At 56.5% G+C, this 13,958-nt stretch carries 12 protein-coding genes; 8 read left to right on the plus strand and 4 right to left on the minus strand.

Annotated features, from left to right (window positions below):
- Positions 1-379 precede the first annotated feature (379 nt).
- The 7 genes from HOC_RS15785 to HOC_RS15815 all read left to right on the plus strand — a co-directional run bounded on the left by HOC_RS15785 (position 380) and on the right by HOC_RS15815 (position 6,544).
- Complete coding sequence (locus tag HOC_RS15785) at positions 380-1,147, plus strand: DUF3450 domain-containing protein (RefSeq protein ID WP_035540382.1); 768 nt, start codon at positions 380-382, stop codon at positions 1,145-1,147.
- A 33-nt stretch (positions 1,148-1,180) separates the two neighbouring features.
- Positions 1,181-2,581 carry a MotA/TolQ/ExbB proton channel family protein gene (locus HOC_RS15790; RefSeq protein ID WP_035540385.1) on the plus strand — a complete coding sequence of 467 codons (1,401 nt, stop codon included), beginning with the start codon at positions 1,181-1,183 and terminating at the stop codon, positions 2,579-2,581.
- A gap of 40 nt (positions 2,582-2,621) precedes the next feature.
- A complete protein-coding gene (locus HOC_RS15795; RefSeq protein ID WP_035540388.1) occupies positions 2,622-3,131 on the plus strand; it encodes a MotA/TolQ/ExbB proton channel family protein in 510 nt (169 codons plus the stop codon).
- A complete protein-coding gene (locus HOC_RS15800) occupies positions 3,131-3,547 on the plus strand; it encodes an ExbD/TolR family protein (RefSeq protein WP_035540391.1) in 417 nt (138 codons plus the stop codon). Before HOC_RS15795 ends, HOC_RS15800 begins: the two co-directional genes overlap by 1 nt.
- Before the next feature lie 13 nt (positions 3,548-3,560).
- Positions 3,561-3,980, plus strand: a complete 420-nt coding sequence (locus HOC_RS15805) for an ExbD/TolR family protein (protein WP_035540393.1) — start codon at positions 3,561-3,563, stop codon at positions 3,978-3,980.
- A gap of 11 nt (positions 3,981-3,991) precedes the next feature.
- Positions 3,992-4,615: an energy transducer TonB gene (locus HOC_RS15810; RefSeq protein WP_035540396.1), complete on the plus strand. Its 624-nt coding sequence runs from the start codon at positions 3,992-3,994 to the stop codon at positions 4,613-4,615.
- 528 nt (positions 4,616-5,143) lie between these two features.
- Positions 5,144-6,544, plus strand: a complete 1,401-nt coding sequence (locus tag HOC_RS15815) for a tetratricopeptide repeat protein (protein WP_035540398.1) — start codon at positions 5,144-5,146, stop codon at positions 6,542-6,544.
- Between the two features lie 231 nt (positions 6,545-6,775).
- Here HOC_RS15815 and HOC_RS15820 read toward each other — a convergent pair whose 3' ends face one another.
- From HOC_RS15820 to HOC_RS15830, 3 genes are all read right to left on the minus strand, one after another.
- Positions 6,776-7,303, minus strand: coding sequence for a bactofilin family protein (locus HOC_RS15820; protein ID WP_035540401.1), 528 nt, complete (start codon positions 7,301-7,303; stop codon positions 6,776-6,778).
- Positions 7,293-8,510 (minus strand): M23 family metallopeptidase, encoded by a 1,218-nt coding sequence (locus tag HOC_RS15825; RefSeq protein ID WP_035540404.1) that lies wholly within the window; start codon positions 8,508-8,510, stop codon positions 7,293-7,295. Before HOC_RS15825 ends, HOC_RS15820 begins: the two co-directional genes overlap by 11 nt.
- A gap of 207 nt (positions 8,511-8,717) precedes the next feature.
- Complete coding sequence (locus HOC_RS15830; RefSeq protein ID WP_035540407.1) at positions 8,718-9,182, minus strand: peroxiredoxin; 465 nt, start codon at positions 9,180-9,182, stop codon at positions 8,718-8,720.
- A 99-nt stretch (positions 9,183-9,281) separates the two neighbouring features.
- Between HOC_RS15830 and HOC_RS15835 the strand changes: the two genes are divergently transcribed.
- Complete coding sequence (locus HOC_RS15835) at positions 9,282-12,668, plus strand: YhdP family protein (protein ID WP_035540410.1); 3,387 nt, start codon at positions 9,282-9,284, stop codon at positions 12,666-12,668.
- Between the two features lie 7 nt (positions 12,669-12,675).
- Here HOC_RS15835 and tyrS read toward each other — a convergent pair whose 3' ends face one another.
- Entirely contained in the window at positions 12,676-13,926 is a 1,251-nt protein-coding gene (gene tyrS / locus HOC_RS15840; RefSeq protein WP_035540413.1) for a tyrosine--tRNA ligase, read from the minus strand.
- Positions 13,927-13,958 lie beyond the last annotated feature (32 nt).

Here is a 13,958-nt window from a genome sequence, read left to right on the forward strand (position 1 = left end):
CATTTTGCTGCTCTGCAACATAGTAATACTAGGTATCGCTGTATTGCGAGTGTTGCCTTCGAATGGGACGCGGATATTTTCTAAACGAATCGTAAAGCCTTGTTGATCCCGCCGTTCAGGGTTGTTAGCGTCGGGTTTCGCAAATTAGGGCGTTGCGGACTTGTTGCCAGAATGGCAAGGGTCAGAGCGAGAGAGCGACCAGCGCTCCAGAAAAATGGGTAGGTGTCGGGCGCTTAAGCCTTGCGACTTCCAACTAACTCGGCCGGTGTGTTTTTTGGCCAGGCATTGAAACCGGGACATCTTCGCTAGCAGGCTGCCTGATTGTCGAATTTTCCGCGCAATAAATGCGCGACCGTTTGGAGAGTGAGAGGCAAACCTCATGAAGAAACTTCTGTCACCAGCTCGCAGCGTTATTGCTGTGGCGCTGATTGCTGGACTGGCCATCCCGGCCCAGGCTCAGTTGCGCGAAGCGCTAAACACGGGCGAGCAGGCCACACGGCAAGCTGAAAAAGTCCAAGAACAAATCAACCAGCTTGATGATGAGCGTACCGACATGGTTCGCGAATATCGTACGCTGCTGCAGCGCCGCGATGCTGCGGAACTGTACTCCAAGCAACAAGAGCTGGTCGTCAAAAGCCAGCGCGAAGAGATTGTCTCGCTGACCGAGCAACTTGGCTCGATCGACGACATCACTGCCCAGACAGTTCCAATGCTGTTGAGCATGATCGAAGATCTTCAGAATTTTGTTGCGGCTGATCTGCCATTCAAAAAGACGGAGCGCGAGGCACGCCTCGATGGTCTCGTCGGCATCATGCAGCAACCTGACGTCACTGCAGCTGAACAGTATCGCCTGATCATGGACGCCTACCAGGCCGAAATGGAATACGGTCGTACGATCAGCACCTGGCAGGAAGAAATCGACCTCGACGGCAAGCCGACCACTGTCGACATGTTCCTCTATGGACGTGTGGCACTCGTTTACCTGACGCCGAACGGCAAGGCTTCTCGCTACAACCGGGCAACCGAAGCGTGGGAACCACTGAGCGGCAAGTATGTGCCCGATATCGCCAAGGCGATCCGGGTCGCGCAGGGCAAGGCACAACAAGACGTGCTGTTTGCTCCGGTCCAGAAGTTCTCGGTCGAATAGTCGGCGCGATCCAGGCAAGAAGAGGTATAGAAGATGTTTAAGTTTAAATCCTCGCTGAAGGCTCTGGGCGCGGCAACGCTGCTCGGTCTCAGCTCAGTAACCCTCGCTGCTCCGGCAGATGCACAGGCGACTTTGAAGTCGGTTCTGGACAGCATCAAACGGGACTCGAATGAAATGTCCGCCGCTGATCAAGCTCGCCTTCGCGAGTTCCAGCAGGACAAGAATGCTCAGGAAGCCAAGATGACCGAAGCGCGTGGCGCGCTTGCGACTGTCGAAGCGAAGGGCAGGGCTCTCGGCGCCGAATTTGACGCCAATGAAGCGGAACTCTCGGCTCTTGAAGGCCAGGTTTCCGAACAGGCTGGCGACTTTCAGGAGCTGCTCGGCCAGTTCCGTACGGCTGCTGGTGAAACGATGCCTGAAATTGCGAACTCGTTCGCAAGCTTCAACTATCCAGACCGCGTAGAAAGCATTGCCCAGGTTGCGGAAGCCCGCACATTGCCAACGCGTTCGCAGCTCGAGAATCTGCCCAAGGCCATGCTGCAAGAGATGATCGCGCAGTCCGAAGTGAAAACCTTCACTGCCGTTGTCGACGGCATTGGCCCAGATGGTTCGAACGCTGAAGCTGAGCTGATGCGCGTTGGTGTCTTCACCGCTGCGACGACGCAAGGCAAGAAGTTCGTCGAAGTCAAGAAAGGCGATGACGGCGACACGTTCCTTCAGGCATTCAAGCAACAGCCTGCCGGTTCTTATAGCTCGGCAATGGGCTCGCTGATCAATGCTGGCCCGGACCAACTCGTCCGCGCACCAGTCGATCCATCCAAAGGTAACCTGTTCGGTATCCTTGGCGACCTTCCGAAATTCGCTGACCGCCTTAAGCAAGGTGGCTCGGTTGGTGCAGTTATTGCTGTGCTCGCCGTGATCGGTATCCTGATTGGTCTCTATAAGATCTTCACGCTCTTCACGATGGGCGGTGCAATGCGCAAGACGGCGAAAACCCGTCAGGCCGGTACCGGCAACCCACTGGCTCGCGTGTTTGAAGCCTACGAAACCAATAAGAATGCAGACATCGAGACGCTTGAGCTCAAACTTGACGAGCAAATCCTCCGTGAATCGCCCCGCATCGAACGCTTCAACGACATCATCAAGGTGTTCGCTGCTGTTGCTCCGCTGCTCGGTCTTCTCGGTACCGTTATCGGTATGATCATCACCTTCACCACGATCACGATCTATGGTGCAGGCGATCCAAAACTGATGGCAGGCGGTATCTCGGTTGCTCTTATGACAACGGTGTTTGGCCTTGTGGCCGCCATTCCGCTGCTGCTGATCCACGCTGTCGCTTCGTCGATGGCTCGTGGCAACCAGCAAATTCTCGACGAGCAGGCCGCTGGCCTGGTTGCTGAGAAAGCGGAATCCACGCGTGGGGTGATGGCGTAAGCCATCCCCCTCGTTTCACTCGAGGAGGAGGAACCCGATCATGGGTTTTGCAGATCTACAAGCTTTCCTCGATCGTGGCGGTCCCGTGTTGATTGTCATCATGGCAGCAACATTCTTCATGTGGGCACTTATCCTGGAACGGCTGTTCTATTTCAGGTTTGCTCACAAGCAAGTGGCCGCGGAAGCGATCGCGGAGTGGCGTTCCCGCTCCGATCGGAAGTCGACACTCGCGCACTGGGTGCGTGACAAGCTGGTCTCGGAAGTTCGTGCGAAAGCCGAGCAGAATGTCCAGCTCACGAAGGCCATGGTGGCTCTTGCGCCACTCCTTGGTCTACTCGGAACAGTGACGGGGATGGTGGCCGTGTTCGACGTTATGGCTATCACCAACGGTGCTGACGCAAAGGCAATGTCTGCGGGTGTGTCCCGCGCGACAATTCCGACAATGGCCGGCATGGTCGCGTCGCTCTCTGGCATTCTGTTTACATCCGGCATGGATCGCCGCGTGGATCGGTCTGTCCAGTGGGTCGAAGACGAGATGGAGATCGGCTGATGCGTGGACGTAAGGTAAGAAATCCGGACGAGGCCAACGTTGACCTCACGCCAATGCTGGATGTGGTTTTCATCCTACTCATCTTCTTCATCGTGACGGCGACGTTCGCGCAGGAAGAAGCTCTGGGTCTTGAACCGCCACCGCCACCGGCTCCGGAGACAGATCAACAGGAGCAGGTGCCAGCCATTCTGATCCTGATCGATGAGACTAACCTCATCACTGTGAACGGCCGAGCGACGGATATCGGTTCAGTACGTGCGAATATCGAGCGTGTGCGTGCCGAAACTCCAGAGAGTGCCGTTGTCATCCAGGCGCACCCAAAGGCAAAGAGCGGCGTGATCGTTCTGATCCGGGATGCGGCTTACAATGCAGGCTATAGGGACCGGGTAAACCTCGTCCTTACGGCTGTAGAATAGAGGAGCGACACACATGGCACGCAGAAAACGCCAATCAGTCGCCGGTGGGGGAGGAGCGGAAGACGATGTCAACCTGACGCCCATGCTGGACGTTGTGTTCATCCTTCTAATCTTCTTCATTGTGACGGCGCAGTTCATCAAGGAACCAGGTGTCCCCATTGTCCGTCCTGAAGTGGACAACAAGGCGCAGGTCAAGCCACTCGCGATCCTGATCGCGATCGACAAGAACAGCGATATCTATATCGACAAAAAGCAAGTTTCGCCTGACGAGATCGGCTTCACGTTCAAGCAATTGCGTGAAGACAACCCAAAGGGTGAAGTTGTTGTTCAGGCTGATGTAGATGCTGAAGCCGAGGTGCTGGTCGATGTCATGGAAACGATCAACAAGATCGATGGCGCGACGGTGATCAATATTTCGGCCAAGCGAGAATAGGAGACTCAGACATGTTCAACAGTCCGTTTATGAGATTGGGAGCTGCCCTCGTTATTGCCGTTCCGATCGTCTATCTTCTGTTCATCATGATGAGCTCGCTGATCAACGTCACCGAGATCAAGGTGGACAAAGGTGAGCAACGCGTTCTGGCTGCTATCACGCCTCAAAAACAGGATAGCGAAGTTCGCACGCGTCAACGGTCCAAACCGAAGCGCCTGGATTCGGCTGCCAAGCCGCCTCCACCGCCAAAAGTGTCGGCAACAAAATCGCAGATCAACCTGCCGACTCCGAAGATCGAAGGCGCAGCTCCTACGGAGCTCAACCTTGGCCGTATGCAATCGCTCGCGATTGATCCGGTTGCGATCTCTGACCGTGATGCTCAGCCGATCCGCCCACCGACGCCATCGTTCCCGCAGCGCGCTGCAGAGCGTGGCATCGAAGGTAGCTGTGATGTCCGTTTCGACGTGGATACACGGGGCCGCCCGTATAACGTCTCGGCCTCCTGCACGAACGACATGTTCAAGTCGGAAGCAGAACGCGCCGTTGCACGAGTTGAATTTGCTCCGAAGATCATTCGTGGCAAGGCAGCTGAGCGCAAGAACGTTGTGTATCCGCTGGAATTCAAGCTGCAGTAGGCGATGAACATTGATTGCACACTGACATTCAAGGAGCGCCCCGAAATGGGCGCTCCTTTTTTTCAGAGCGTTTTGATGAAAGTCCAGATTTTCCAGATTGCGGTACCAATTGCACAAGACGGCAGAAAATGATACTATGTAACAAATGGAGTCGCGTCGGATACTTGTGATTGCTGCACATTCCGTCACTTTTTGGAATGGCTGCGCGGGTATTACGGGAGCCAAAAAATGGTCAACCCAATACCTTCATGCCTCATTACCGGCACGGTTTTCTGAAGGTTGAGCAAAGCGTGATTTAGATCCTGAATTCCGAATGGGAAACGCTATGATCGAATGAAGAATTGATGTTGATTGGCATTGACGAATTGGGTCGGTGAGACCCATACATGAAGTGAATAAGTAACAGTCTTTTAATGGGCAGAAGCGCGCTACAGATTACGTAAGTTACCGCGCGGAAGTTATTGATCCCGCCCAGCAATTCCGGTTGATTGGGCCAAACCCCGCGAGCTGCGCGGAGAGGAGAGGAAAATGGGAATTAGAGCAACTCTCAAGGGCGCCGTGCTCGTTGGCTTTATGGCAACGATGGGTGCTGGCGCTGCAATGGCGCAGTCTTGTACCGAAACCGAGTTCAGCTCGAAAACGGGCCAGACCTATCTCGAGGCCGAACAGGCTGCGATGGTCAAGAAGGACTTCAATACGGCGATTTCAAAACTCAACTCGCTGCGTTCAACCGAGTTGAACTGCTACGAGGAAGGCGCTGTTATCAAGCTCTCCGCGTATATCAAGATTGAGAACGGTGATCGTGCTGGCGCTGTCCAGGATCTGCTCACTGCGCTTAACAAAGGTTATATCCCTGCAGCGGACGCCGCTCAGACCTACTATAACATTGCCCAGATTTATCTTCAGGAAGAAGACCTTGGCAAAGCGCTCGAGTACATGACCAAGTGGCAACAGGCAGGTGGTAAACCTGACCGTACGCAAAAATGGCAGCTTGCTGTGCTCAACCAGCGCGCCGACAAGTTCAAAGAAGCTGTTCGGTGGGCCGAAGAAGTCCGCGCCGACGATGGCAATAATTACAAGCAGGAAGTCTATGACCTTCTGCTCTATCTTTACAATGAGACCGGTCAAAAGGCGAAGTTGGCTGAAGTGCTGGAAGTTCTTGTCGAACGCAATCCTAACGAGCGCAAATATTGGGATGCAATTGCCGGCAACTATTTCGCTGATAATGAAGAGCGCAAGGCCTTCGAAGTTCAGAAGGCCATGTATCTTGGCGGCTTGCTGAAAACCGAAGACGAGCTCATGCGCGTCGTAAACTTCTACAACCGTTTCAACGCTCCCTACCATGCCGCACGCGTTCTCGAGAAAGAGATGAATGCGGGCCGTATCTCCAAGAACCTCGATCACCTCGAACTCCTTGCAAACCTGTACCAGGTGGCACGTGAACACGAGAAAGCGATCCCGGTTATCAAGCAGGCTGCTGATGCTGGTGGCGGCGGCGCAATGTATGAACGTCTTGGCCGATCCTATGCTGACCTCCAGAAATGGAAAGACACAGAAGACGCGCTCAACAAAGCGATCAGCATGGGCGGCATCAAGGACCGCGGAAACGCTTACGTCCTGATTGGCCAGTCGCGCTATGAGCGTGGCGATCGGGCAGGGGCCCGGGAATCGTTCAAGACGGCCGGCAACAATGCGGGGCGCAGCTGGATCGACTTTATGAACTCCGAGGAAAACACCAAGCGCGCCTTGGTTTGCTTCGAAGTTCAGTCCGCATGGCTGAACGTCGAGAATGAAGCGAAGATCTGTAAGCGTCTGGCCGTTCTGGGTGAAGACAACATTCCTGAGAACTGCAAGACCATCAAGGAACGTCTCTCCGAGGCTGAAGCGAAGTACAACGCGACACCGGAGTGCAAGGGGCAGGCAACCTGATCCCGTAAGGGCACGGCCTTTTAAGGCACCCTACAATCTATCAAACGAGAAAAGCCCCGGACAAAGCGTCCGGGGCTTTTTCTGTAGCATGAGTACACAGAAGGCATTGGGGCACTCGCGCTGTGCTTTCGATTACCCTCAAGGGGCTCGCCCGATTGACGGCAAAACAAAACCGCCGACATCATAAAATGTCGGCGGTTTGGGAAGAGGTAATTGTAAAGCGGGCGTGCGTCAGGACGCCGTTGTCGAAATCCCGAATGCGGTAGGGCTTGAGCTGCTCATCGGCGTCGACGATTCATTGGAGACCGAAGAAGCTGACGCGCCCTTCGGGCCTGTCTCTTTCAGCGGGTCATCAGCGTGCTTCACCTGACCTTCGAAGACAGCATTCGACTGGATCTGAAGCGACGAATGAACGATGTCGCCTTTAACATGGGCGCCGGATTCCAGCTCGACCTTGCGAGCGCGGATGGATCCACGGATCTTGCCTTTTACCTTCACGACTTCGGCTTTCACTTCGCCCGTGATGTGTCCGGAAGCGCCAATCGTAATGTCTGTTGCGCTGACGTCACCATCAACAACGCCGTCGATCTGAAGGGCGCCTTCAGAAATGACAGACCCGTTTATCTTCATGTCGGCGCAAATGATCGACGCCGCGCGCGCCGCAGGCTTCATCGCTGCGCCGCGGATTGCATCCTGTGCAGTAGCTGCTTTGACGGGTTCAGGAGTGGTGGTTTCTGGTGTTTTGTTTTTAGTGAACATGTCGGCCTGCTTTCAAGAATTTCGCTGGATCATAAGGTTTGCCGTTGAACCAGACTTCATAGTGAAGATGGTCGCCCGTGCTTCGTCCGGTGGTCCCCATCTTGCCGACCAAGTCTCCGATTTCCACGGTATCCCCCTTTGATACCGTAATTGCGCTCAAGTGACCATAGCGGGACTTGAAGCCATGTCCGTGGTCGATCTCGACCAGGCGCCCGTAGCCGGAGCTGGCGCCCGCGAATGATACCTTGCCTGGTCCGGCCGCAACAATTGGCGCGGCATGGTACGCAGCAAGGTCAAGGCCGTTGTGCCAGCCTGGGCGCTTGCGGAATGGGTCAATGCGCATGCCATAGTCGCTTGTCTGGCGGAATGGAACGCCGACGGGTCGACCAAGCGGCAAGCTGGCAACGATCTGTTCGTAATAACGCATCTCTTCGACGCGTGCGCGTGTCTGGTTGAGGCGATTGTAAAACGATGCCTCATCGGTTGTCAGGTTTGAGGCGCTGGATGTGAGCGTCGCGATTGGTACAAGCGGGCCGCCCATTTCAGCGCCAGACATGATCCTGTCGCTGCCAACCGAGGTCAACTGCAGAACACCGCGCGCGCGCTCGGCGCGATCAATGGCCAGGTCTTCCGCTTCATCCAGGATACGCTCCTGGTCATATTTCAGGTTCTTGAGGCTCACGCGTGTGCCACTCGTGTCGAAGGCGGCAGTAATGGGCTCGAAATGTCGTGACTGACGATTATCAGCTTCTTCGATTGACGCCTTGACCAGAAGGCCCGTGCCGTCACCCTTCAGGGCCGAGACTTCAAGGTTTTCGTCGCCTTTGAGTTTGTCGAAAAGATCTTCCAGGGCTTTCTGGCGGTCTTCCCACTCAGCGGTCTCTTTCTGGAAGGCGTCTGTGCGTTCCTCAAGGAGCGAGCGGGAGAGAGCATCCTTTGCGCGGAGTTCCTGAACCCAGCGCTCATACTTGGCGAGTTCACGATCATCGGGCGCGCCGGCAATTGTGCTGCTGGGCCCGCCGAGAACATAACTGCCTGTAACGAAGAGGGTCCAACCGGCCAAGGCAGCCGCACCAGCAGCAATAATAGCCTGCTGCCAAGGCGATACCGAAATATAGCGAACCGTGCCACCGCTGCGATGATAGATCTGGCGTTCAGGAAACGCCCGATCAAACGTCGCTTTTACGCTTGCACTCCACTTTGCCATGCACGCCACCTGTCGACTGGAAATCACACCCCATGCTGCAACAATTACTACAGCACGTTTCCCAAACCCGTGGACCCATAAATACCCATTTCGAACTGGGGTGAAAGCCCTACAGAGCACAATTCATGCGATTTTTCGCCTATTTGGGTAAATCCCCTGTTAACGCTAAGGAAATTGGGTGAATTGTGCGTAATGAATAGGCGGTGCTCAGGTCTTCACACTCTCGAGCACTTCCTCAGCGTGTCCCTTCACACGAACCTTGGGCCAGATTCGCTTTATCTTGCCGTCAGGACCGATCAAAAATGTCGAACGGGCGATTCCCATATACGTGCGTCCATACATGTTCTTCTCCACCCAGACGCCGAACGATTCGCAAACGCTGCCGTCCTCGTCCGCTCCGAGCGGAATTTTCAGATCATGCTTGTCCGTAAACTTGCCGTGCTTCGCCAGCGTATCGCGCGACACGCCAAGTATTTCAGCGCCGGCCGCAGCAAAGTCGGCGGCGAGGGCGGAGAAGTCTTTTGCTTCATTCGTGCATCCAGGCGTGTCGTCTTTCGGGTAGAAATAGAGAACGAGGGTCTTGCCCTTGTACGATGATAGCTGCTTTTTGCCGTCTGTCGTCTCGATGGAAAAAGACGGCGCTTTTACGCCCTCAACCAGTGGTTTGCTCATGTAATGCTCCTATGGTGCACATTAACGACTGTGCTTATATCAAAGGCTCTGCAGCCAGGCTGTTCGATATGAGTCGCATGAAGCTTAAGGAGCGTGCCCTTGGTTCGCCAGACCGCCTCGACGGTTATTCTGGAAATACTTGGCGGATTGATCCTGCTCATCATGGTCGTCGCTGGTCTGCTGGCATTTCGGCTGGCGAGCGGGCCGTTGCCCCTCGGCATCTTCAAGGATGATATCGAGCGCGCGCTCGCGCAGGCGCGCAGTGGGCACAATGTAAGTATCGGTGAAGTTTACCTGGAATGGTCTCAGGCTGATCGCCGCGTTCTGGTCAACGCTCGCGACGTCAAATTGTATGATGAAAAAAACGAACTGAGCGCCGAGGCCGCACATGCGGAGCTGGTTCTGTCCGGCTCGTCCCTTGTTCTTGGCAAGGTCGAAGTCCTTACCATGGATCTTGACCAAGGCTGGATCAATGTCGATCAGGTCACTGATACAAAATGGAAAATAGCCGGCGATCCCCTGCCTGAAATCCCAACCGGGCAATTGCCGACAACCCCAGCCGAATGGCTGGCTCGCGCGAACGAAGTGTTGCCACAGCTGCTGGTCGCGCTTCAGCAGACAGAGCCGACCATCGATCTGCAGCGAGCGTCCTTTGACAATTTTGAGGTCCGCGTCAGGGGGCGCGAAGGCGCCAATCTGCTGACATTGAAAGCGGCCAAAGGCCAAGTGGCGCGCGCCGCAGGCGGAATCGTCCTGTCGGTTTCAGGAAGCGGCGTCGGCGACGGCTTGCCTGCGGGACTTGCCGCCACGCTGGAGACATCCAATTCGGGGCAGCATTTGAAAGCCGAGTTTGCGGTTGCGAAATGGCCACTTGCTGACCTGGCGATCCGGTTCGGAATGAGCAGCGAGCGGTTTGAGGGCCTTCCGGCGAATGTTGTCGTGTCCTTTGATGTCTCCAAGGCCGCAGGCGTGGAGCAGATCATCATCGATGTGGACGCTGGCGCTGGACGTTTGCCGATGGGCAGCAATGGCCTGGCCGTTAACGACCTGAAGCTGAAGGCTGCCTATGCGGCTTCGACTGACACGCTCTCCATCGATGCGCAAACAAGTGGCGCCGGTCCCCTGAAAGGGAACGCGGTATTATCGCTTCAGGATGCGATGAAGGGAGACGGGTTCAGAAAGTTCAATCTTGCGAGCCCTGAACTCGAACTTGATCTCACCCCTCGGTTCGAGCATCCGATCGCGATCTCTCGGCTGACACTGGCCGGCGAAGTCGACCTTGCGAACTACGCATTTCGGGGCGCGGAATTGACGCTGCAAACCGGCGCCGACACGCTGAAAGCGTCCGGGGCGTTTCAACTGACGCCGGACAAGAAACCCGGCGAACCGCCGATCATTGGCAGTCTTGATTTTGCGTCCGAGGGAGATTTGAGCCGGGAGACTGTGCTGGCTTTCTGGCCCGTTCAGCTCGGTGACGGCGCGCGCCGCTTCGCGGTGAATCGGGTAACCGCCGGTGTCGTTACGTCGGCCGAGGGGCACATCGACCTGCTGCGGGACAGTCTTGCCGAAGGGTACCTTCGTAATGAGAACCTGCAGCTGGATTTCACTGTGCGCGATGCTGCGGTGAGGTTCCTTGACGATCTGCCGGCCGTAGAGAATGCGACCGGGAAGGGTGAACTCACGGGCAACGGGTTCAAGGTTGTCGTCGAGAGCGGCGATTATGGCGGCTGGGTGCTGGACGACGGGGTGGTGGATTTTCCGGCCTTCAATCCGAAGGGGGTGCCCTTCAGGGTATTCGCGAAGGGGCACGGACCGGCCACCAACGTGATGAAGACCCTGGCGGAATCGCGCCTTAAGTCAAAATTCGATCCTGCGCGCCTCACGGGTGATGCAGAGATGACTTTCGAAATGTTCCGCCCGGCGCTGGACGATGTGCCTTATGAGCAGGTCCGCTTCTCGGTTCTCGGGACGGTGACTGATGGCGGCCTAAAGAATGCGGCCTTGGGGTTCGATCTCACAAATGGCAAGTTCAACATCAACGGCAATCAGGCCGGGATCACGGTAAGCGGATTTGGTGACCTCGGTCCGTCGCCCGTTCAGTTCACCTGGCGCGATGCGTTCAACGATGGCGAAGCGCCGTCAAACCTCTCCGCGACCGCCGTTGTCACGCCGGATGTCCTGAACCGGTTCGGGCTGCTCGGGCGGGCCTATCTCACCGGTGAAGTGCCGCTGGAGGTACAGGCGCGTCTTAATGATGAGAACCTGCTATCCGCCGATACGTCGCTCGACCTTGGTGAGGCGCGTATCGATCTGTCCGAAATCGGTTGGGTGAAGCCCAAGGGCGTGCCCGCCAAGGCATCCGTCCGTTATGAGAAAGTGGGAGACGACACAAAGTCGACCATCCTGTTCACCACGGAAGACGCGCGGGTCGATGGTGACTATTCGCTGGGCCCTGACTCCAAACTGGTGTCAGCTACGCTGCGGCGGGCCTACCTGAAGAACAAGGCTGACCTCGGCGGCAATGTTGTACGCGCCGCAGGTGGCGGATTAGCGCTGTCGCTGAAGGGCACTTATCTTGATCTTTCCGGCGCCATGTCTGGCTTGGGGGCAGCTGGTGATACGGCCAATAACAGCACAACGCCGCTCACGATTGATGCCGAACTGGATACGCTGACGCTGAGGTCAGGGCTGGATATGCGCAATGCCGTCTTGAAGGCGAAGACGGGTGCAAGCGGTCTCGCCTTCTTCGAAGCCTCCGGGAAGGCCGATGACGGCTCGCCGCTGATGGCGAGATATGATTCTACTGCCCCGGGCGGAGCGACCGTTGACGTCGAGAGTGGCAATGCCGGCTTCATGGCGCAGGCCTTGCTCGGCGCGGACTTTCTGGAAGGCGGCAATCTGGAGCTGAAAGGAAAGTTCACCAAGGATTCCTCGCCGGCCAACTTCGATATTGCGTTGACAAATGTACGTATGCGGAATGCGCCATTCCTGACGCAGATCCTGTCGCTCGCTTCTCTCAGGGGGCTGGCCGATACGCTTAGCGGCGAAGGCGTTCTTTTCTCGCGTATCGACATCCCCCTCAAGATCGCTGATGGCCGTTATATCGTGACTGGCGCAAAGGCGCAGGGGCCGGCACTTGGGCTGACCTCCAGCGGCTATGTCGAGAGCAAGACCGGCGGCATTGAGTTTGATGGCGTCTTGGTGCCGAGTTTCGGTTTGAACTCAGCGCTTGGCCAGATCCCGATCATTGGCGACCTCGTCGTGGGGCGTGACGGGGAGGGCGTTTTCTCGCTGACCTATTCCGTGAACGGCACGCTTGAAAAAGCCAACGTCTCGGTAAATCCGTTGTCTGCGCTTGCGCCGGGCGTCATCCGCCGGATTTTCGAAAACCCGGCGGACACAAGTATTCCCGAGGCCAAACCGCGCACGCCTGACGAGCCTATTCCGTCAGAATTGCCGCCGATCCCCGAAGAAAGCTTCAAATAGACCAGGCCTAACTGATCTTCAGCAGCGCATGACGCTTCTTGCCGGCTGACAGTTTGATAGCCCCATCGACCAGATCTGCCGCGCTGAGCGTGCCGTTCTGGTCGCTGATCAGGACGTCGTTCACCTTTGCGGCTCCTTGCTTGATTAGGCGACGCGCTTCTCCGTTTGACCCGGCAAGTCCTGCAGCAGCGAACGCCGCAGCAACGAGCATGCCCGCCTCGAGTTCGGCCTTTGGCACTTCGACTGTTGGCAGCGCGTCCGCTGAGGCGCCGTCGCCGAAAACCGCTGAAGCAGCGGCTTCCGATTCCGCCGCGACGTCTGCGCCATGGAGCAGTGTCGTCGCGGCATTCGCGAGCGCAATCTTCGCTTTGTTGATATCGGCGCCCTCGAGCTTTTCGAGCTCTTCAATCTCAGCGACATCGAGATCTGTGAATAGTCGCAGGAACCGGCCCACATCCGCATCCTCAGTATTGCGCCAGAACTGCCAGTATTCGTAGGGGCTCTTCCGGTCGGCATTCAGCCAGACAGCGCCATCCGCCGTCTTGCCCATTTTGCCGCCTGACGCCGTGGTGATGAGGTGCGATGTCAGGCCATAGGCTTCACCGCCTGCGACGCGCCGGGTGAGCTCGACACCGTTGATGATATTCCCCCACTGGTCCGATCCGCCAAGTTGGAGGCGGACGCCGTGACGCCTGTACAGCTCAAGGAAATCGTATGCCTGCAGCAGCATGTAGTTGAACTCGAGGAACGTATAAGGCTGCTCGTTTCGCAGTCGGCGGTCGACCGTTTCCTGCTTGATCATTGTGTTGATCGTGAAGTGCACGCCGTAGTCGCGCAGGAACTCGACATAGCCGATCTTCGACAGCCAGTCGTCATTGTTGACCATGATGGCATCGGTTGGGCCGTCGCCGAACGTGAGGAAGGGCTCAAACACCCTCTTGATGCTTGCCATGTTGGAGGCGATCTGCTCGTCCGTCAGGAGGGGGCGCGATTTTTCCTTATCCGTGGGGTCGCCGACCTTGGTGGTGCCGCCGCCCATGAGAACGACGGGTTTGCCGCCGCAACGCTGGAAATGGTGCAGCATCATGATCTGGAGGAGGGAGCCGACGTGCAGGCTGTCTGCCGTTGCATCGAAGCCGATATAGCAGACCGGTATGCCTGAAGCGCAATAGGCGTCGAGTTCAGTCGGGTGCGTCATCTGCTTGATGAAGCCGCGTGAATCGAGGGTTTTCAGGAATTCCGACTTGTATTCGGTCATTGTCTCGTGTCTCCGTAAGCGCAGGCGCGTAA

Source organism: Hyphomonas oceanitis SCH89 (assembly GCF_000685295.1).
In the GTDB taxonomy this organism is placed as follows: domain Bacteria; phylum Pseudomonadota; class Alphaproteobacteria; order Caulobacterales; family Hyphomonadaceae; genus Hyphomonas; species Hyphomonas oceanitis.